This is a genomic window from Streptomyces sp. NBC_01232 (genome assembly GCF_035989885.1).
Lineage (GTDB): Bacteria > Actinomycetota > Actinomycetes > Streptomycetales > Streptomycetaceae > Streptomyces.
This window is the reverse complement of the sequence record NZ_CP108518.1, coordinates 6,830,941-6,850,975: the sequence shown is the minus strand read 5'-3', so window position 1 is coordinate 6,850,975 and position 20,035 is coordinate 6,830,941. Positions and strand designations below refer to the sequence as shown.

At 72.6% G+C, this 20,035-nt stretch carries 16 protein-coding genes and 1 riboswitch; of the genes, 1 reads left to right on the top strand and 15 read right to left on the bottom strand.

All coding sequences use genetic code 11. From position 1 onward, the window contains the following. Positions 1-21: 21 nt before the first annotated feature. The 4 genes from OG444_RS31540 to OG444_RS31525 form a co-directional block, all read right to left on the bottom strand. Complete coding sequence (locus OG444_RS31540) at positions 22-1,902, bottom strand: sensor histidine kinase (protein ID WP_327265400.1); 1,881 nt, start codon at positions 1,900-1,902, stop codon at positions 22-24. 288 nt (positions 1,903-2,190) lie between these two features. Then, complete coding sequence (locus OG444_RS31535; RefSeq protein WP_327265399.1) at positions 2,191-3,432, bottom strand: MBL fold metallo-hydrolase; 1,242 nt, start codon at positions 3,430-3,432, stop codon at positions 2,191-2,193. Between the two features lie 97 nt (positions 3,433-3,529). Further along, entirely contained in the window at positions 3,530-4,315 is a 786-nt protein-coding gene (locus OG444_RS31530; protein WP_327265398.1) for an SGNH/GDSL hydrolase family protein, read from the bottom strand. Between the two features lie 163 nt (positions 4,316-4,478). Further along, positions 4,479-5,438 carry a LysM peptidoglycan-binding domain-containing M23 family metallopeptidase gene (locus OG444_RS31525; RefSeq protein ID WP_327265397.1) on the bottom strand — a complete coding sequence of 320 codons (960 nt, stop codon included), beginning with the start codon at positions 5,436-5,438 and terminating at the stop codon, positions 4,479-4,481. Between the two features lie 2 nt (positions 5,439-5,440). Continuing rightward, positions 5,441-5,616, bottom strand: a riboswitch (cyclic di-AMP (ydaO/yuaA leader). 315 nt (positions 5,617-5,931) lie between these two features. Between OG444_RS31525 and OG444_RS31520 the strand changes: the two genes are divergently transcribed. Next, a complete protein-coding gene (locus OG444_RS31520; protein WP_327265396.1) occupies positions 5,932-6,723 on the top strand; it encodes a tyrosine-protein phosphatase in 792 nt (263 codons plus the stop codon). A 48-nt stretch (positions 6,724-6,771) separates the two neighbouring features. Here OG444_RS31520 and OG444_RS31515 read toward each other — a convergent pair whose 3' ends face one another. From OG444_RS31515 to OG444_RS31465, 11 genes are all read right to left on the bottom strand, one after another. Continuing rightward, a complete protein-coding gene (locus tag OG444_RS31515) occupies positions 6,772-8,190 on the bottom strand; it encodes an aspartate aminotransferase family protein (protein WP_327265395.1) in 1,419 nt (472 codons plus the stop codon). Then, entirely contained in the window at positions 8,187-9,218 is a 1,032-nt protein-coding gene (hpnH, locus tag OG444_RS31510) for an adenosyl-hopene transferase HpnH (protein WP_327265394.1), read from the bottom strand. The genes OG444_RS31515 and hpnH overlap by 4 nt, the downstream gene beginning before the upstream one ends. Positions 9,219-9,223: 5 nt before the next feature. Beyond that, positions 9,224-9,892 (bottom strand): phosphorylase family protein, encoded by a 669-nt coding sequence (locus OG444_RS31505; protein ID WP_327265393.1) that lies wholly within the window; start codon positions 9,890-9,892, stop codon positions 9,224-9,226. After that, positions 9,892-11,922 carry a squalene--hopene cyclase gene (gene shc / locus OG444_RS31500; RefSeq protein ID WP_442810788.1) on the bottom strand — a complete coding sequence of 677 codons (2,031 nt, stop codon included), beginning with the start codon at positions 11,920-11,922 and terminating at the stop codon, positions 9,892-9,894. The genes OG444_RS31505 and shc overlap by 1 nt, the downstream gene beginning before the upstream one ends. A gap of 306 nt (positions 11,923-12,228) precedes the next feature. Then, positions 12,229-13,404, bottom strand: a complete 1,176-nt coding sequence (locus tag OG444_RS31495) for a polyprenyl synthetase family protein (protein WP_327265391.1) — start codon at positions 13,402-13,404, stop codon at positions 12,229-12,231. Continuing rightward, positions 13,401-14,780, bottom strand: coding sequence for a hydroxysqualene dehydroxylase HpnE (hpnE, locus tag OG444_RS31490; protein WP_327265390.1), 1,380 nt, complete (start codon positions 14,778-14,780; stop codon positions 13,401-13,403). Before hpnE ends, OG444_RS31495 begins: the two co-directional genes overlap by 4 nt. A gap of 292 nt (positions 14,781-15,072) precedes the next feature. Then, positions 15,073-16,005, bottom strand: coding sequence for a presqualene diphosphate synthase HpnD (gene hpnD, locus OG444_RS31485; RefSeq protein WP_327266988.1), 933 nt, complete (start codon positions 16,003-16,005; stop codon positions 15,073-15,075). A 44-nt stretch (positions 16,006-16,049) separates the two neighbouring features. Next, complete coding sequence (hpnC, locus tag OG444_RS31480; RefSeq protein ID WP_327265389.1) at positions 16,050-16,943, bottom strand: squalene synthase HpnC; 894 nt, start codon at positions 16,941-16,943, stop codon at positions 16,050-16,052. A gap of 420 nt (positions 16,944-17,363) precedes the next feature. Beyond that, the gene (locus OG444_RS31475; protein WP_327265388.1) at positions 17,364-18,146 is read right to left on the bottom strand and encodes an ABC transporter ATP-binding protein; all 783 of its coding nucleotides are present in this window, start codon (positions 18,144-18,146) and stop codon (positions 17,364-17,366) included. Then, positions 18,139-19,068 (bottom strand): ABC transporter permease, encoded by a 930-nt coding sequence (locus OG444_RS31470; protein WP_327265387.1) that lies wholly within the window; start codon positions 19,066-19,068, stop codon positions 18,139-18,141. The genes OG444_RS31475 and OG444_RS31470 overlap by 8 nt, the downstream gene beginning before the upstream one ends. Positions 19,069-19,162: 94 nt before the next feature. Beyond that, the gene (locus tag OG444_RS31465) at positions 19,163-20,008 is read right to left on the bottom strand and encodes a glycosyltransferase family 2 protein (RefSeq protein WP_383205177.1); all 846 of its coding nucleotides are present in this window, start codon (positions 20,006-20,008) and stop codon (positions 19,163-19,165) included. Positions 20,009-20,035 lie beyond the last annotated feature (27 nt).

Sequence of the window (20,035 nt, the reverse complement as noted above, 5' to 3'; positions counted from 1 at the left end):
TGCTGAGGTGAGGGGTCGGGGTCATGCCTGGTTCTCCGACTGGGCGAGACCGAAGCCCCGTTGGAAGGCGGCCATCAGTCCAGGGTCGTGCAGGGGCTGCTCGGGGTCGGCGGCCCGCCGCGGGGCGGGAGCCTCGCGCAGCTGGGGCGCGAGGTGCTGCTGGGCGCGGCGCCGGGGCAGGACCGGCCGGTCGCCCTCGGCGAGCTCGGCCGGCGCACCGGGTACGGGACCGGCCGCGGGCGTCCGAGCCGGCGCGGACCAGGCCACGGCCCCGGCCCCGGCCGGTGAGACCGGCGCGGGCCCGAGCCGGGGATCGGCCGCGGGCGCCGACCAGGACACCGCCCCGGAGCCGGGCATGGAGCCGGGCGCGCGTGCGGAATCCGGATCGGGGCCGAAATCGGGACGGCGATCAGGACCGGGAGCGGGATCGGGACCGGTCCGCGGGGCGGGGACGGTACCGGCCGTCGCACCGGACCGGGGCGCGCGCAGCGGCTCGGGCTCCGGGACCGCCACCGGCAGGGGCCCGGGGCGGGGCTCCGGTTCGTACGGGGCCCCGGTGCCCGGGAATCCGGGCGCCTGCCAGGTCTCCGGCGCGGGCGCCGGCCGGGGCATCCGTACCGGCTCCAGGGGTGGCGACGACGCCCCCTGCCCGGTCCCCCACGCCGTGGTCCGGGAACCGCCCGCCGCGTCGGCCGCGGTGGGCGCCTGCGCACCCAGCAGCTCCTGGGGCAGCACCAGCACGGCCAGCACACCGCCGTAGATGTTGGACTTGAGCTCGACGGCGATCCCGTGCCGGCGGGCCAGCGCCGACACCACGAACAGGCCGATCCGTCCGTCCGCCAGCAGGTGCCGGACGCTGACCTGGTCGGGGTCGCCGAGCAGGGCGTTCATCCGGTGCTGTTCCTCGGCCGGCATGCCGAGCCCCCGGTCCTCCACCTCGACGGCGATCCCGGCGGTGACCCGCTCGGCGCGCAGCACCACATCGGTGTCGGGGGCGGAGAAGACCGTCGCGTTCTCGACGAGTTCGGCCAGCAGGTGCACGACGTCCGCGACGGCGTGCCCGCGGACGCTGCCGCCGGCCGGGGGCACCACCTTGACTCTGGTGTACTGCTCGACCTCCGCGACCGAGGAGCGGAGCACTTCGCTCAGGTCGATGGGCCTGGTCCACTGGCGCCGGGAGGCGGCGCCGCCCAGTACGGCGAGGTTCTCGGCGTGCCGGCGGATACGGGTGGCGAGGTGGTCGACGTGGAAGAGCTCCTTGAGGAGGTCGGGGTCCTCGACCGTGTCCTCCAGGTCGTCCAGCAGCGAGATCTCGCGATGCACGAGGGACTGGAGCCTGCGCGCGAGGTTGACGAAGACCTCGACGGTGCGCTCGCTGTCGGACGGGGCGGCCGGTCCGGCCAGCCGCAGGAGGGTCGTGTGCGCCTGTTCCCGGGCTCCGCGCAGCTCCTGGGAGAGCAGCCAGAACTCGTCCGTCCCGGCCGGATCCCCGCCGGGCGGGGCCGCGCCCGGGCCCCCGCGCGCCTGGCGGGGCGGGGCTTCGCCCCGTTCCAGCAGGTTGGCGGCCGTGCGCAGCTCGTGGCGGCCGCGCACGCTGGAACGGCGCAGCGCCTCGCACCGGTCCCGTACGGCCTTGGCGGCGCGCTGGGCCCCGAGCAGGGCCGCAGCGAGCGCGCCGACGACGAGGAGGGCGCAGCCGGTGAGCACCGGCCAGAGCCGGGCGTCGCGGTCGCCGGCTCCCCCGCCGAGCTGGAGGGTGAAGATCACCGCGGCTGCCCCGCTGAGCGCGGCGGCGAGCGTGGGCAGCACGGCGGCGCGCACCAGCTGGGGGCGTATCTGCCTACCGGGACCGGTGACGGCGTGTCTCGACGGGGCGTGGCGGGCGGCGCGGGGTCCGGACATCGGCGTCCTCGGTACGTGGGGCCCGGCCCCCAGCGTTCCCGGGGTCCGGTGTTGATCACCGAATACCCACGCTAGACCTCGTTACCGCGCCCCGGACGGCCAGTTGGCGAACTTCGCGGGGGTGCTTCCCGCTCCCGGTGGAGCGCTCGTACAGCCGCCCGAATGCGCCGGTCGGACCCCGCGGACCGCCCCGGCGCCGCCCCGCGGCCGCCGGCCGGACCGGTCCCGGGACGGCCGGCGGCCGCCCCGATGTGCCGGGGCGGCCGGAAGGTCCGTCCGCGCGGTGCGCTACGACCCGACGGACTCCGGCTTCTCCTGTCCGCCGGTTCCCGCGGAACCCACGCGCGCCGCCGTTCCCGCCACTGACCCGGCTCCCAGCGGAGGAACGGCCGAAGGGCCGTCGACCGGGCCGCCCGTCCGCTCCCCGGCCACGAACGGGCGCCACCACGGCATGCTCGGGGCTCCGGCGGTGCCGGGCTCGAACGGCTGGCCGGGGATCGGCAGGGCGACGGCCGCTCCGGCCCCCTCGGCCGCGGCCAGCGTGCCCTCTCCCGGCTCGTCCCACGGATGAAGGGCCAGGTTGAAGGTGCCCCAGTGGATCGGCAGCATCGTGCCGTGGGGGGTGCCGCCCTGCAGGTCGAGGTGGGCGCGCATGCCCTCCTCGGGCGTCATGTGGATGTCGGGCCAGTACTCCGAATACGCGCCGATCTGGATCATCGTGGCGTCGAAGGGCCCGTGCTCGGCACCGATCTCCTCGAAGCCGGGGAAGTAGCCGGTGTCCCCGCTGTGGTAGATCCGGTGCTCGTCGCCCGCGACGACCCAGGACGCCCACAGGGTGTGCTGCTGGTTGCGCAGGCCACGGCCGCAGAAGTGCCGGGCGGGGGTCGCCGTGAGGGACAGTCCGGCGATCTTGGTGCTCTCGTTCCAGTCCAGCTCGCGCAGCCGGTCGGCCGGTACGCCCCAGCGCTCCAGGTGCGCGCCGACCCCGAGCGGCACGGCGAAGACCGTGTCCGTACCGGCCAGCTCCTTGATCGTCGGCAGGTCGAGGTGGTCGTAGTGGTCGTGCGAGATGACCACGACGTCGACCTCGCCCAGCGAGGACAGCGGGACCGGCACCGGGTGCAGCCGCTTGGGCCCGGCGAAGGGGAAGGGGGAGCACCGCTCGCCCCAGACCGGGTCGAACAGCACCCGGCGCCCGTCGATCTCCGCGAGCACGCTGGAGTGCCCCATCCAGGTCAGCCGCAGGCCGCTCGCGGGCGGCTTCGCCAGGTCCGCGAGGGTCGTCGGGTGCACCGGGATCGGCGCGGCGGGGCTGCGGCGGACCCGCTGCTCCCGGTGGAAGTAGATCTTGGCGAACTCCGCCATCGAACCCGAGGGCCTGTTCCGGGCCCCGACCGGGTTCTGGAAGACTCCGTCGGCGAAGTTCGGCGAGCGGCGGATCCGCTCGAGCCGGGCGCCGGACGGGTCCGCGCCGAAGGCTTCGGGCCGCAGGGCACGCAGCCGCGGACGCAAGGGACGGGAGCCGGTCAAAGCGCCTCCAGGGAGGATGGGGTCAGGATGGCCGTATCTCTACGACCATCCCAACGCACACCGGCCCCGAAGGATTCCGCTTGTCGCTCCCGCGCCGCTACAGCGGCAGCAGGTCCGGCCGCTTCGCCTCGACGTGGTCCCCGGAGGACTCCCCGCGCAGCCGCCGCCCGATCCACGGGGCGAGGTGTTCGCGGGCCCACTGGATGTTGTCCCGGGTCACGTCCACCGAGCCGCGCGGCCGCTCCGGGGGCCACGGCTGGTCGGGGTCGGCCGGTACGTCCAGCCCGAGCACCTGCGCGGCGCGCAGCGCGACCCGCGTGTGGCCCTCGGGAGAGAGGTGCAGCCGGTCCGTGTCCCAGGCCCGCCGGTCCTGTACGGACTTCAGCGACCAGAGGTCGAGCACCGGGCACTCGTAGCGGTCGGCGATGGCGCGGACGTGTGCACTGTAGGTCGCGACCTTGCCGCGGAGGTGCTTGAGCACCGGTACGCCCCGGGTGTCGAAGCCCGTGGTGATCATGACAAGGCCGACGGACCCGGTGAGGTCGGCCACGGCCGCCTCGAACCGCTCCGCCACGTCGTCCGGGTCGGTGCCGGGCCGGATGATGTCGTTGCCGCCCGCGCAGAAGGTCACGAGGTCCGGCGCGAGGTCCTTGGCTCTCGGGAGCTGGTCGGCCACGATCTGGTCCAGGAGCTTCCCCCGCACCGCCAGATTCGCATACCGGAAGTCGTGCTCGTCGCGCTGATCGGCCAGGAGCACGGCGAGCCGGTCCGCCCAGCCGAGATAGGAATCCCCGGGTCCCGGGTCCCCCACGCCTTCGGTGAAGCTGTCCCCGATCGCCGCGTACGAGCCGATGGTCTTGAGTTTGGTCGTCGTCGCTGCCACGGGAACCCATACTTCACTCCCGTAACCAACCTACGCCAACGTAATGAGGGGTTGACGGACCGTGATCTGTACCACGTGGGGGATAAGGAATAAGTACACGTGAGGCCGGGACCCCCCTCGGGTCCCGGCCTCACGTGTGTCGGTGGTCCGACGGCGGGTGCCGTCAGAGGCTCGCGCCCTTCGAGCGGAGGTACGCGATCGGGTCCAGGTCCGAGCCGTAGGACGGGGTCGTACGGATCTCGAAGTGGAGGTGCGGGCCGGTCGAGTTGCCGGTGGAGCCGGAGAGCCCGATGGACTGGCCGGCGGTCACGCTCCGACCGGAGGAGACCGAGAGCTGGGACAGGTGGGCGTACTGCGAGTACTTGCCGTCCGCGTGCTGGATGACGACCTCGTTGCCGTACGAGCCGCTCCAGCCGGCGGAGACCACGGTGCCCGCGCCGACGGCCCTGACGCTGGTGCCCATGGAGGCGATGAAGTCCACGCCGGTGTGGTAGCCGGAGGACCACATGGCGCCCGCGACCTTGTACTGGGTGGAGATCCCGCCGCCGACCGGGGCGACGAAGCCGGCGGCCGACTGCGGAGCGGCGGGTGCCTCGGCGGCGGCTTCCTGCTGCGCCGGGGCGGCCTTCCCGGCCTGCTTGCGCACGGAGGGGGCGGACTTCGCGGCGGACTCCGGCGCGGGCTCCGCGGCCGGCTTCGCCTCGGCCTCGGGAGCGGCCTCGGCCGGCTTCGCCCCGCCCGGACCACCGAGGGTCAGCTTCAGGCCGGGGTGGATCAGCGACGGGTTGCTGCCGACGGCCTCGCGGTTGTCGGCGTACAGCTGCTCCCAGCCGCCGGAGAGGTGGCGCTCAACGGCGATCTTGGAGAGGTAGTCGCCCGGCACGACCGTGTAGACGGTCGGCGCGGCCGCGGTGGCGGCGACGGGAGCCGCCTGCAGAGCGGCCGGGGCCTGCGGGGCCACCGCGGGGGCGACCGCGGTCGCGGCGGCCGGGGCACCGGCCGCGTGGGCGCCGGCGGCTCCGATCAGCGGCAGCGCGAGGGCCGCACCACCGGTTCCCGCAACGGCGAAACCGCGCGAAAGGGAAAGGGACTTGGGACGGCGGTGCTTACCCTTTGCAGGCATGACGAATTCCTCTCCGGCGCCTGCGAGGTGAGCTGTCGGGTTCGGACTGGAGATGTCCGGCCGTGCATGTACTGGACATGAACGGCTTCACCCCGAGCCGTCCCGGCGAAAAGATCTCCGGTACGGCGGCTTACCTGGTTCCCCCGCTCCTGCCGCGCGAATAGGTCGGGTGCGGTTTCCGGGAGGCGGCAGGATTTGGCGGTCCACCCGGATCGATCGCGAAGGTAATCCCTTGCGGCCACGGGGAACAAGCCGCGAATTCCCTGACGGAATCACAGACATGAGGGACCGAAGGAATTACCGTCACCCTCCGTCCATTCCGCACGGCCAACAGCCGCCCCGACTGGGCCATTCGCCTTTAGCGATCAGGCACTCACGGTCACCGTATGATCTGGCTCACGGGGACGCGCCCGATCTCGCCTCCCGATATGGCAAGTTGGCGCCAAACAGTGTAATTCGGACAGAGGCCCCACGACGTGGCGGAGGAGTTGCTTTGACCCAGCAGATACAGGAGCCGGAGCTGACCGGAGTGCGCAATTTCCGCGATGTGGGCGGATTGCCGACTTCTGACGGACGAACGGTCAGTACGGGACGATTGTTCCGAAGCGGACATCTCGCACATGCCACCGAAAGCGATGCAGAATTCCTCGCCTCGCTCGGCCTCCACACCATCTTCGACTTCCGCAACGGCGCCGACCACGCGCTGGAGGGTCCGGACGTCGAGCTGCCCGGCGTCCGGAACCTCAACATCCCGCTCTCGGACCCGGCCGACGGACGGGAGTTCTGGCGGCTGGTCCGCGACGGCGACCTCGTCCAGCTGCGCGAGATCCTCGGCGACGGCAAGGCGGCGGCCCGCATGTCGAACTCGTACCGCGGGATCATCCGGCAGCGCACCGCCGAGCACAGCCGGGTCGTGCACGCCCTCGCCGAGGACAGCGTCCCCGCCCTCATGCACTGCGCGGCCGGCAAGGACCGGGCCGGCCTGTCGATCGCCGTCACCCTGCTCGCCGTGGGCGTCGAGCGTGAGGCGATCGTGGCGGACTACCTGGAGTCGAACGCCCCGCACCGCCGCTACCGCGTGCGCCGCAGCGACGAGTCGCCCGAGGCCCGTTCCCCCGAGGTCATGGAGCTGCTCCAGCCGCTCTTCGACGCCCGCGCCGAATACCTGCTGGCCGCCTTCGACACCATCGACGAGGTCTGGGGCGGGGTGGACCCCTACCTGGCGGAGGGCCTCGGGCTGCGGCCCGAGACCCTCGGCCGGCTGCGGGACCGGCTCCTGGTCTGACGCGGCGGGGCCCGGTTCCCGAGCCCCGCCCCCGAGGTCGGCGGGCCGTCAGCGCGCGGCGACGGCCTGCTTGACCAGCGTCCTGCCGAAGTCCCAGATCAGCCCGGATCCGCCGTGCGCCTCGTCCATGACCTCGCGGAAGGCCCCGACGAACCGGTCCACGTCCCCCTCGTCCACGATCAGCGGCGGGATCAGCTTGATCACCTCCAGGTGGTCCCCGGAGACCTGGGTGAGGATCCGGTGCTTCTGCAGCAGGGGCACCACGACCATCTGCGCGAAGAGCCCCTTGCGGGCCGCCTGCAACATCGTCCACCGGCTGCGCAGGCCCAGCGAGGAGGGCCGGCCGAACTCGATGCCGATCATCAGCCCGCGCCCCCGCACCTCGTGCAGCAGCTCGTACTCGTCCACCAGAGCGGCGAGGCGCCCGCGCAGCAGGTCGCCCATGACCCGGGCGTTCGCCACGACCTCCTCGTCCTCCATGACGGACAGGACCGCGAGGCCCGCCGCCATGGCCTGGGCGTTGGAACCGAAGCTCGCGGAGTGCACGAGCACCCGGTCCATGGACGAGTAGACCTTCTTGAAGATCCAGTCCTTGCCCAGGGTCGCGCCGACCGGGACGTACCCGCCCGAGAGCGCCTTCGCCACGCACACCAGATCCGGTTCCACGCCCGGCTCGTGCTGGTACGCGTAGAAGTCCCCGGTGCGCCCGAGGCCGGTCTGCACCTCGTCCGCGATCAGCAGCGCCCCGCGCCGGTGCAGCATCTCCTGCGCCGCGAGGAGGAAGCCGGGCGGGGCGGCCAGCACCCCCTTGCCCTGGACCGGCTCGACGATCAGTGCGGCGACGTCCCCGCGCTTCAGCTCCCGCTCCAGGGCCGCGAGGTCCCCGAGCGTGATCCTCGTGTCGGGGAGCAGTGGTGCGAAGCCGTCCCGGAAGCCGCCCTCCCCGTTGACCGAGAGGGAGCCCGTCGTGAGCCCGTGGAAGGCGTGGTCGCAGTAGAGGATCCTGGGGCGCCCGGTGGCGTACCGGGCGAACTTCAGGGCCGTCTCCACCGCCTCGGTGCCGCTGTTGCCGAAGAAGACCCGGTCCAGGTGCGGGCTGTACGAGAGCAGCTTCTCGGCCAGCAGCCCGGGCAGCGGCTGGCAGTCGAAGCGGGTGAGGTCGGCGAGCTGGGCGTCCAGGACGTCGTGCAGGGCCCGGCGGACGACCGGGTGGTGCCGGCCCAGACCCATCACTCCGAACCCGGCCAGCATGTCGAGGTAGTCGTTGCCCTCGGCGTCCCAGAAGTGCGCTCCCTCGGCCCGCTCGTAGACCTTGTCGAAGCCGATGGTGTGCAGCATCCGGGGCAGCTGGTGGTTGAGGTGCCGGGCGTGCAGCTCGTACCGTTCCGCTCCGCGCTCGGCCAGCAGGGCGCCGAGGTCGAAGCCCTTGCCCCGGCCGCCCTCCTCCTCCCGTGGCCGCGCGTTCATGCCGACTTGTCCCGGTTGCTGGCGATCGTCTCCCGGGCCGCGCGCAGGGATTCCTTGAGGGAGCCCATGGTGGCGAGGACGGCGGTGGGCTCGTAGCCGCAGTGCGCCATGCAGTTCGCGCAGCGCGGGTCCTTCCCGCGGCCGTACTTGTCCCAGTCGGTGTCGTTGATGAGCTCGCGGTACGTCGGTACGTAGCCGTCGCTCATCAGATAGCAGGGTCGCTGCCAGCCGAAGAGGGAGTAATTCGGAATGGCCCAGGCCGTGCAGGGGAAATCGACCTTTCCTTCCAGGAAGTCCAGGAAGAGCGGGGAGTGGTTGAGCCGCCAGCGCCGCCGGTTGCCGCCCGCGAAGGCCTTCCTGAAGAGTTCTCGGGTCTGTTCCACTCCCAGGAAGTGCTCCTGGTCGGGCGCCTTTTCGTAGGCGTAGGCGGGCGAGATCATCATCTCGTCGACCCGGAGGTCGTCATTGAGGTAGTTGAGCACCTCGATGATCGTCTGCGGGGTGTCGGTGTTGAAGAAGGTGGAGTTGGTGGTCACGCGGAATCCGCGCCGCTTCGCCTCCTTGATGGCCGCGACCGCCTCGTCGAAGACGCCCTCCTTGGCCACCGACTCGTCGTGGCGCTCGCGCAGGCCGTCGATGTGCACGGCGAAGGCGAAATACGGGGAAGGCGTGAACTTCTCGATCTTCTTGCGCAGCAGCATCGCGTTGGTGCACAGGAACACGTACTTCCGGCGCGCCACCAACTGACGGACGATCTCGTGGATCTGCGGGTGCATCAAGGGCTCGCCGCCCGCGATGGACACCATGGGCGCACCGGACTCCAGCACGGCGCCGACCGCCTGAGCGACCGGCATGCGCTGCTTGAGGACCCCGGCCGGGTGCTGGATCTTCCCGCACCCCTCACAGGCCAGGTTGCAGGCGTAGAGCGGTTCCAGTTCGACGATCAGGGGGAACTTCTCGCGCTTGCGGAGCTTTTGTTCGAGAAGATACGTCCCGACCCTGATGGACTGGCGCAGCGGCATGGCCATCTGGCTCACCTCCTGGGGAGCAGCAACGAACGGTGCCATTCATGAAACGCGGGCAGTACGGCACGCAGGACACGGAAGGCCGATATTCCCCCGCGAACCGTGCCGATACGGACGAGCTCGTGCTCCGGAGCGTCCACGATCACCCGGACGGCCGCAACCGGACGGCCGCCGCCCCGGGTGGCGGTCCACAGGGTGGCCGCGGACTCCATGTCGACCGCGATGGCGCCGGTGGCGCGCAGCTGTGCGCGCTCCTGGCCGCGGACGACGTGGTCGGATCCGGTCAGCGCGCCGGTGTGCACGGTCCGGCCCGGAGCGGCCCGGGCCAGTGCCTCTGCGAGCAGGGCGCTGCCGGTGCAGGTGACGGTTCCCTGCGGGTCCCGGGTCTCCTCGGCGACGACGAGGTCACCGGGGTGCATGCCGGGTACCAGACCGGCGCAGAACCCGGTCGCGAGGACGGCGGCCCGGTCCATTCCCGGCCGCTCCAGTGCCCGGTCGACGGCCCGCCCGGCCGCGCGCGGGCCCATCCCGGTGCGCAGCAGGGTGTGCCCGCCGCTCCGGCCGCGGCCCGGGCCGCGGGTCGCGCTGCGCAGCGCGACCTGCTCGATGCGCAGCGCGCAGGCCACCAGGAGCGGGCCGGGGCCGCCCGCGGCCCGGTCCCCGCCCGCGGCGGACATCACACCTCCCCGGCGGCGGCCGGGTGCACCCCGGCCGGGGCGAACGGTTCCCCGTACAGGTAGCGGCCGAGCGCCGTGAGCGGGAACACCTGCCGGTAGAGGTGGTAGTTGATGGAGAAGTCCCAGGGGAAGCCGGTGCCGGTGAAGTACGGCTCGTCCCAGGTGCCGTCCTCCCTCTGGGTCTCCACCAGATGGGCGATGCCCCGCTCGACGGCCTTGCCGTCGCGCTCGCCGGCCGACAGCAGGGCCATCAGCGCCCACGCCGTCTGCGAGGCGGTGGAGGCGCCCTTCCCGGCCCAGGACGGGTCCTTGTAGGAGCGCTGGTCCTCGCCCCATCCGCCGTCCTCGTTCTGTACGGACTCCAGCCAGCGCACGGCCCGCCGGATCGCGGGATGCCCCGGGGCGAGGCCCGCGGCGGTCAGGGCCGGGACCACCGATCCGGTGCCGTAGACGTAGTTGGTGCCCCAGCGGCCGAACCAGCCGCCGGCCGCCTCCTGTTCGGCGAGCAGCCAGGCGATGCCGCGCCGGGTGCGGGCGTCCCCCGCCCGGCCCTCGAAGGCGAGCATCTCCACCACGTGGGCGGTGACGTCGGCCGAGGGCGGGTCGATGACCTCGCCGAAGTCGCAGAAGGGCAGCTTGTTCGGGTAGGGGCTGGTGTTGTCGGCGTCGAAGGCGCCCCACGCCCCGTTCCTCGACTGCATGCCGAGGTTCCAGGACACCCCGCGGGCGATCGCCGCCTCGACACGGGCCGGCTCCGGGTGCTTGATCCGGCGCAGGGCGAGGACCACCTCGGCGGTGTCGTCGATGTCGGGGTAGGTGTCGTTGTGGAACTCGAACGCCCAGCCGCCGGGGGCGAGTCCGGGGCGGCGCACCGCCCAGTCACCGCTGCGGACGATCTCCTCGCCGAGCATCCAGTCGGCGGCCTTGACCAGGGCGGGGTGGTCGGGGCGCAGGCCCGCGTCCGCCAGGGCGATCGCGGCGAGGCAGGTGTCCCACACCGGGGACTGGCAGGCCTCGATCATCCGGGCGCCGTCCTCGCGCCACACCGCGAACCGGTCCAGGGACTCCAGCCCGGCGCGCATCACCGGATGCCGCAGGTCGTAGCCGAGCAGGTGCAGGGCGATGATCGAGTACACGGCGGGCGGCTGGATCCCGCCCCAGCAGCCGTCGTTCTCCTGGCGTTCGATGATCCAGCGGCCGGCGGTGGCCATCGCGGCCCTGCGCAGCCGGCGCGGGGCGAACCGCCGGTAGACGTGCAGGGCCTTGTCCATGCGCTGGAAGGCGCCGTCCCAGCTGGTCAGCGGGGCGAGTCTTCTGGCGGGGTTGGGCACCCGCGCGTCGGCGTGGAGCTCGTCCAGGGCGAAGGGGGCCGGGCGGACCGGGCGCAGCGCGGAGACCACCGTGAGCGGGACGATGGTCTGGCGGGCCCAGCAGCCGAAGTCGTAGATGTTCAGGGGCACCCAGGGCGGCAGGAAGACCAGCTCGGGCGGGAGTTCGGGCAGGTGTTCCCAGTTCCACCAGCCGAAGAGGGCCAGCCAGATGCGGGTGAAGACGCGGGCGGCGGCGATCCCGCCGTGGGCCCGGATCCAGGCCGAGGCGCGGGTCATGTGCGGGGCGTCCGGCGCGTCCCCGGCGAGGCGCAGCGCGACGTAGGCCTCGATCGTGGCGGACAGGTCGGACGGGCCGCCGTGGAAGGTGGCCCAGGTGCCGTCCTCCCGCTGCTCGCCGCGGATGAAGAGAGCGGAGGCGCGGGTGGTGGCCTCGTCCCGGATGCCGAGGAACTGCCGCAGCAGCAGGTCCTCCGCGTCCATGGTGACGTTGGTCTCCAGGTCGCCCTTCCACCAGCCCTCGGGGTCCTGGCGTTCCAGCAGGTTCCGGGTGGCGCGCGTGGCGGCCTCGTACACGGCCGGCCGGGCGCCGTCCGGGCGGCGGGGCAGGTCGTCGGTGGGCCGCACCGTGCCCCGTACGGTGTCGCGCGCCGTGTCCCGCCCCGGCCCGGGGCGGGGCGGCCGGCCGATGAGCGCGGGCATGCCCGGCGGGCCGTGCTCGGCGCGCGGGCCGCTCCGCCCGGGCCGGGCCGGCACGGGCGGGGCCGGGGGCCCCGGTTCGGCGGCCAGGCCGGCGGTGCGGCCCGCGGGTCCGGGCGGCAGAGCGCCCGGGGTGGATTCGCTGCCAGCGCCAGCGCCCTCGGCGCTGCCGTCGGTCGTCGCTGTCATGGCTTCCCCTTAGAACAGTGTCCTCTGCTGTGCTGGGGTCTGCCGTCGGCCGGTGCGCGCCACGCTCAGGTGGCGGCGCCGGCCGGCGACTCGCGATTCATATCCGCTGTCGGGTGGCGATCACCTCTTGCGCACGACGACGAAGTCCGCGAGGGCCACGAGCTGGTCGCGCACGCGCTGCGGCATGTCGACGTCGTCCAGGGCCCGGATCGCGACGGCGTGCTGGCGGCGTGCCTCGTCGGCGGTCCACTGGCGGCCGCCGGCCGCCTCGATGAGGGCCGCACGGGCCGCGAACTCCTCCTCCGAGAAGTTCTCGAAGTCGCTGCTCTTGGCGTCGGCGGCGAGCAGTTCGGCGAGCTGCTCGGAGGCTTCGCCGCCGGCCGCGAGGGCCGCGACCACCGGCAGGGACTTCTTGCGCTGGCGCAGGTCGCTCCAGGTCTGCTTGCCGGTCGCCTCCGGGTCGCCCCAGATGCCGAGCAGGTCGTCGACGGCCTGGAACGCGAGGCCCAGGTGGTAGCCGTACTCCTCCAGCTTGTCGGCGGTACGGTCGTCCGCGCCGCCGAGCACCGCGCCGATGGAGACCGCGCAGGCGAGCAGCGCGCCGGTCTTGTTGCCCTCCATCTCCAGGCATTCCTCGACGCTGACGCGCTCGCGGTGCTCGTAGGAGATGTCCTGCGCCTGGCCGTCGATGAGCTTGCGGCTGGCGGTGGTCAGCCTGCGGGTCGCGCGGCCCGCCTCCACGGTGCCGAGCTCCAGCAGGACCTCGTTGGCGAGGGCGAACAGGGCGTCGCCGACCAGGATCGCGAGGGCCGGTCCGTGCACCTTCCACACCGTGTCGCGGTGGCGGCGCTGCTCGTCGCCGTCCATCAGGTCGTCGTGCAGCAGCGAGAAGTTGTGCACGAGCTCGACCGCGACGGCGCCGGGGATGCCGACCTCGGCCGCGGCGCCCGCGGCCTCGGCGGAGAGCAGCGCAAGTGCGGGGCGCACGGCCTTGCCGCCGTCGCCGTCCGCCACGTTGCCCTGGGCGTCGATCCAGCCGAAGTGGTAGGCGGCGACGGTGTCCATGGGCGCCACGAGCCGGTCGACGGCGGCGCGGAGCGCGGGGGTCGACATCGTACGGCCGCGCTCCAGGAGAGCGACCGTGTCCGCCTTCTCCACGCCCCCTCCGGCTGTGCCCACACTGGCATCCGTGTTCTCGACAGCCGGATTCCCCGGGTTCACTGGCTCTCCTCTTGTTCCTGTACGTGCTGTACTCGTCGTGCTGGTGGTGCCGGTGCTGCTGATGGTGCTCGTCATGCCGCCTCCTGCAGAGGGTGTTCGCGGTGGCGGCCGAGCGCGGCGAGTGCGGCGTGCGCCGCGCTCAGTCCGCTCCGGACGGCGCTCTCCATGGTCGCGGGCCAGCCCGTGGCAGTCCACGCACCGGCGAGGTAGAGCCCCGGCGTGTCGGTGCGCGCCCCGGGGCGCAGCCGGCCGACGCCGGGGGTGGGGGCGAAGGTGGCCGTCCGCTCCCGGGTGACGAAGAAGTCCCGTACCTTGGCGCCGCGAGCGGCGGGCAGCAGCCGCTCCAGCTCCGGCAGGTACTTGGCGCGCAGGACCGAGACGGGCTCGTCGATGTCGTCCTGGGCGACGGACTGGGACAGGGCCAGGTACTGGCCGCCGTCGGGGAGTCCGGAGGAGTCGGTGCGGTCGAAGACCCACTGCACCGGGGAGCCGAGGGCCGCGAAGAAGGGTGCCTTGAGGACCTTGCGGTCGTAGACCACGTGGACGTTGAGGATGGGCGCGGTGCCGATGTCCAGGAGCTTGTCGGGGTCGGGCAGGGCTCCGGCGGGCAGCAGTCCGTGCGCCTCGCGCTGCGGGACGGCGAGGACGACGGTGCCCGCCTCCAGGGACTCTTCCTCGGTGTCGATCCGCCACGCCCCCTCGGACATGCGGGAGATGTCGGTGACCCGGCTGCGCAGTTCGGTCCGTACGCCGGCCGCGTCGAGCGCCTTGCGCGCGAGGGTGTCGTGCAGTTCGCCCAGCGGCACCCGGGCCCAGCCGATGTCGGCGGCGCCGTTCTCGGAGAGCAGGCCGGTCTTGAAGACCATGGCGGCCAGGCCGAGCGAGGACTGCTCGGCGGTGGCGTTGAGGGTCGCGACGCCGACGAGGTCCCACAGGGCCTCGATGGTGCGGGCCGACTGTCCGTAGCGGCCGAGCCAGGTCGCGAAGTCCAGCCCGTCCAGCGCCGGGTCGGCGGGGTCCAGGCGGCGCAGCGCGAGGGCGGCGCGGCCGACGCTCAGTCGCTCGGCGAGGGAGAGGTGCGGGTAGCGGGCGAGCGATCCGGCCAGATGCAGGGGCACGGGCAGGGCGCTGCGGCGCAGCCGGCCCAGGCGCGGGCCGCCGGGGCGGGCGACGTCCAGGACGGGTACGTCGAGCCGGTCCTGCAAGGGCGCGAGGGCGGCGCCGTCGACACGGTCGAGGAACCACCGGTAGGCGGTGCAGCACCGCAGGTAGACGTGCTGGCCGTTGTCGACCTCGAGGTCGCCGCGCTTGAAGGAGAAGGCGAGCCCGCCGAGCCGCGGGCGGCCCTCCAGCAGGGTGACCCGGAGCCCGGCGTCGGCGAGTTCGAGGGCGGTGGTGACCCCGGCGAGTCCGCCGCCCACGACGACGGCGTGCTGTTCGTAGCCGGTCATGCGCCCTCCCCCGGGGTGCGGTGGCCCTGCGGGAGGGCCGGACGGCTTTGAGCGGGCCCCGCGGCCCTTCCCGGGGCGAGGTCCCCGGGGGAAGACGCGGCCGTCCGCGCGGCGGTTGCCCGGACGTCGGCCCGATCCCTGGCCCGGTCGCCACGGGGGCCGCGGTGCTGCCTCGGGTGTGCGGACGCGGTCGCCCGGCATCCGGAGCCCGGCGCCGCGCCGACGGCGGGGCCGGTGGTGGAGACGGTGGTGGAGACGGTGAGGGGCGGGACGGCGGGGGCCATCGCGGTCATCAGCCTCGCCTCCGCGTGTTCTGGCGGGAGACGGTCCGCGCGTCGAGGCCGGACAGGCCGCGCACGGCGACGTACGCCTTCTCGTGCGGCGGCAGCGACACCCTGCCGCGCAGCACCGCCTCCGGCTCCCGCTCGATGCGGTCCAGCAGGCGCCGGTAGATGCCGGCCATGGCGGCCACGCAGGCGCCGCTGCGCCGGTCGAGCATCGGCAGCAGCCGGTAGCCCTCGGCGAACAGTGCGCGGGCACGCCGGACTTCGTGGTGGACCAGCCCGGCGAAGTCGGAGCCGGCGGGCATCCGTTCGCTGTGGAAGCCGTCCGAGCAGCCGAACTTGGCGAGGTCCTCGGCGGGCAGGTAGGTGCGCCCGTTGGCGGCGTCCTCGCGAACGTCCCTGAGGATGTTGGTGAGTTGCAGGGCGAGGCCGAGGGTGTCGGCGTACTCGCCGGCGCGCGCGGTCTCGGAGGCCGCCAGGCCCGAGCCGTTCACCGTGCCGAACACGCCCAGCGAGAGCCGCCCGATGGCCCCGGCCACGCAGCGGCAGTAGGTCTTGAGGTCGTCCCAGGTCTCGTAGGTCTCGCCGCGGACGTCCATCAGGACCCCGTCGATGAGCTCGTCGAGGCCGCCGAGCGGGATGGGGAAGCGGCGCGCGGCGTGCGCGAGGGCGACGGCGACCGGGTCGGTGTCGTCCTCGTCGATCTCCTCGGCCAGGATCCGCCCGAGCAGGGCGCGGGTCTCCTCCAGCCGGGCGAACTTGGCCTCGGGCGCCAGCGTGCCGTCGCCGATGTCGTCGACCCGCCGCGAGAAGGCGTACAGCGCGGACATCGCCTGCCGCTTGTCGGTCGGCAGCAGCCGGATGCCGTAGGCGAAATTGCGCGCCTGTGAACCGGTGACGGCCTCGCAGTAGCTGTAGGCCGCCGAAACCGGTGCGGACATCGCGGTCGGTGCGGACGGGTGTGTGGGGCCCTCCACGTTCGGGCTCACCTCTTTCTCGGCGCTGTGCGCAGGACGGCGGCCACCTCGCGGAGCAGGCCGGCCTTGGTGGGCTTGGGCGGGCCCGGGAGCACGTCGAAGCCGGCGGCGGTGACGGCTCGCAGGGCTGCACGCCCCCCTCCCACGAAGCCCGCGAGCAGCAGCCGGAGTCTGCCGTGCACGCTACCCACGAGCGGGGTGCCTTCATTCAGCAGCTCGCGTGCGCGCTCGCTTTCGAATGCGACCAGGGAGCGTACGGCCGCTCCGGCGGACGGGGCCGCGAGCTCCGCCTCGGTCACGTGGAAGCGGCGCATGTCCTCGGCGGGCAGGTAGATCCGGTCGCGGCCGAGGTCCTCGGCGACGTCCTGGATGTGTTCGACGATCTGCAGGGCGGTGCAGACGGCGTCGGAGCGGCGGATCCGTTCGGGGGTGCTGGTGCCGGTGAGGGAGAGCACGAGGCGGCCGACCGGGTTCGCGGACAGCTCGCAGTAGCCGGCCAGGTCCGCGTACGTCCCGTAGCGCGCGACGCGCTGGTCCTGGCGGTTGGCCTCGATGAGCCCGAGGAACGGCTCCGGGGTCAGGCCGTGGGCGCGCACGACGGGCTGCAGGGCCTGCAGCAGCGGGTGGCGCGGGGGGCCGGCCGGGCCGGCGGAGGCGTTGAAGACCCGGTGCAGGTCGGCCTCGAGGGCGTCCAGCATGGCGAGCCGGTCGTCGACCGCGGCGGGGTCGAGTCCGAGGAGTACGGCGTCGCGTCCGCCGGGGGCGAGGTCGCCGTCGCCGATGTCGTCGACGAGGCGGGCGTAGCCGTAGACGGCCGTCAGCCCGTCGCGCCAGGCGCGGGGCAGGAAGGCGGGGGCGACGGGGAAGTTCTCCGCCGTCGCCTTGTCGAGGGTGGCGCTCACGTGGACCGTGTCGGACAGGGGTCGGATGCCGAGCCCCGGGGTCACCGCCCGCCGCCCGGGGCGGGGACGGCCGTCGTGCCTGGGGGCCGGAGAATTCCCGTAGCCATTGCCGTCACATCTCCCGTTCTACACTGCCGACCCATTACATCCTATTTCGGACACGCCGCCGGGGGATTCCCCCGACTGCCCCAGGGCCCTTCACCTGCGGGGAATCGTCCCCTCTTGCCGCGATTGAGGACCGCCTCAGCTTACGCTGTAGAACGCCGCGGAGCCCGCTCGGGTATTCGCTCCGCCACCGAATGTCGCCGCCGAATGCGAGAACCGACTTCGGGAACAGACTTAAGGCCCCCGCCGCGCTGAGCGGCGGGGGCCTTCGGTGAAGCGTAAAGGCGCCGGAAGGGGCGCCGCGCGACCCGGAGGTCAGCCGTTGGTGGCCTTCTCGTACGCCGAGACGACTTCCTCGGTGGGCCCGTCCATGAGGAGCTCGCCCTTCTCCAGCCACAGCACCCGGTCGCAGGTGTCGCGGATGGACTTGTTGTTGTGGCTCACCAGGAAGACCGTGCCGGCCTTCTCCCGCAGTTCGCGGATGCGGTTCTCCGAACGCACCTGGAAGCTGCGGTCACCGGTGGCCAGGGCCTCGTCGATCATCAGAACGTCGTGGTCCTTGGCCGCCGCGATGGAGAAGCGCAGGCGCGCCGCCATACCGGAGGAATAGGTACGCATCGGCAGCGAGATGAAGTCGCCCTTCTCGTTGATGCCCGAGAAGTCGACGATGCTCTGGTAACGCTGCTTGATCTGCTCGCGGCTCATACCCATGGCGAGACCGCCGAGGACGATGTTCCGCTCGCCGGTGAGGTCGTTCATCAGGGCCGCGTTGACGCCCAGCAGCGAGGGCTGGCCGTCGGTGTAGACCTTGCCCTCCTCGCAGGGGAGCAGACCGGCGATGGCGCGCAGCAGGGTCGACTTGCCGGAGCCGTTGGACCCGATGAGGCCGATGGCCTCGCCGCGGTACGCGGTGAAGGAGACCCCGCGCACGGCGTGGACGCGCCGGACACCCGGGGCGTCGCCCTTCCGCCGGCGGATTATCTTGCTGAGCGCTGCGGTGGCCGCGCCCTTGCCGGCGCTGCCGGTGTTGACCCGGTAGACGATGTGGACGCCGTCCGCGATCACGGTGGGGATGCGCCCCTGAGTGTTGTCAGCCACGGCCGTAACGCTCCTCAGACTTCCAGAAGTACACGAAGCCACCGATGCCGATCACCACGGCCCAGCCCACGGCGAAGAGCCACACGTGCGGAGGCAGGTTGCTGCTGCCGTAGTCGTCGATCAGCGCGAACCGGATGAGGTCCATGTAGATCGCGACCGGGTTCCACAGCAGCACGTCGCTGATCCACTGGGGCTGGTCCTCGAGGTAGATCCCGATCGGGAACATGACGCCGGAGGCGTACATCCACGTACGCATCACGAAGGGCATCAGCTGCGCGAGGTCGGGGGTCTTGGAGCCCATCCGCGCGAAGATCATGGCGAGGCCGGTGTTGAAGACGAACTGGAGCGCCAGGGTCGGGATGACCAGCAGCCAGGCGAGCCGGGGGTAGTTGCCGAAGGCAACGGCGATCACGAAGACGACGATCATCGAGTACATCAGCTGCTGGAGCTGCTGGAGCGAGAAGGACACCGGCAGGGAGGCGCGCGGGAAGTGCAGCGCCCGCACCAGACCGAGGTTCCCTGAGATCGCCCGGACACCCGCCATCACCGAGCTCTGGGTGAAGGTGAAGACGAAGATGCCCATCATCAGGAACGGGACGTAGACGCCCTTGGGCATCTCGCGGCCCGCGCCGAGGATCAGGCCGAAGATCAGCCAGTAGACGGCCGCGTTCAGCAGCGGGGTGGCCACCTGCCAGACCTGGCCGAGCTTCGCCTGGCTGTACTGCGCGACCAGCTTGGCCCTGGAGAAGGCCATGATGAAGTGGCGCCGGCCCCAGAGCTGCCGTACGTACTCGCCCAGGCGGGGCCGGGCGCCGCTGACCGAGAGGCCGTACTTCCTGGCGAGCTCCGCGGGGCTCAGCCCCGCGTCGTCGGACGGCGGCCTGCTCGTGGCGAGGGCGCCGTCGTGGGTTGTGTCACTCACAAGTTGAAACTTTCGTCTTCAAGATGCGGCCAGGTGGGCATCAGGCTGGTGGCTCGAGGCCCGTGATCGCGTCATGTTCCCAGACGCGGGCTGGTCAGATGACAGGAGGTCGGCCCAGGCGGGTCAACCGCCAGACCGTCCGCCATCTCATCGGGCGGCGGGGTCCGCAGGGACTGGTCCATCCCTCCCGGAAACCGCCGAACCAGGCCTTGAGCGCCGGTGCCGACGGTCTGCGCAGGAGCGTCAGCAGGAGCCAGACGCCCAGGTAGACCGGGACCAGCGGGGCGGGCAGGTTGCGGCGGGCGAGCCACACCCGGTTACGAGCCACCATACGGTGGTAGACGGCGTGCCGGGAGGGGGCAGTTGTCGGGTGCAGCAGCACCATGTCCGACCGGTAGTCGATCAGCCACCCCGCGTCGAGCGCCCGCCAGGCCAGGTCGGTCTCCTCGTGAGCGTAGAAGAACTCCCCCGGCAGGGCTCCGACCTGCTCGAACACCCGCGTGCGGACGGCGTTGGCGCCACCCAGGAAGGTGGTCACGCGGGAGGAGCGCATCGGGTCGGAGGCGCGCAGCCGCGGCACGTGGCGGCGCTGGGTGACACCGGTCTCGGGGTCGGCGATCCGGAAGCTGATGATCCCGAGCCCAGGGTCCTCGGTGAAGGCCTGCCGGCACAGCTCGGCGGTGTCGGTGCGCTCCAGCAGACCGTCGTCGTCCAGGAAGAGCAGCACGTCCACGTCGCGGCCGCCGGGGCCGAAGGCCTCGATGCCGACGTTGCGGCCGCCCGGGATGCCCAGGTTCTCGGGGAGGTCGATGCTGCGTACGCCCTCGGGCAGGCCGGTGACCTGCACGCCCTGGCCGACGACGACCACCTCGACGGGGGCGCCGTCCTGGCGGGCCACCGAGTCGAGGAGCGCCTTGAGCTCGTCGGGCCGGTTGCCCATGGTGATGATCACGGCGCCCAGCCGCAG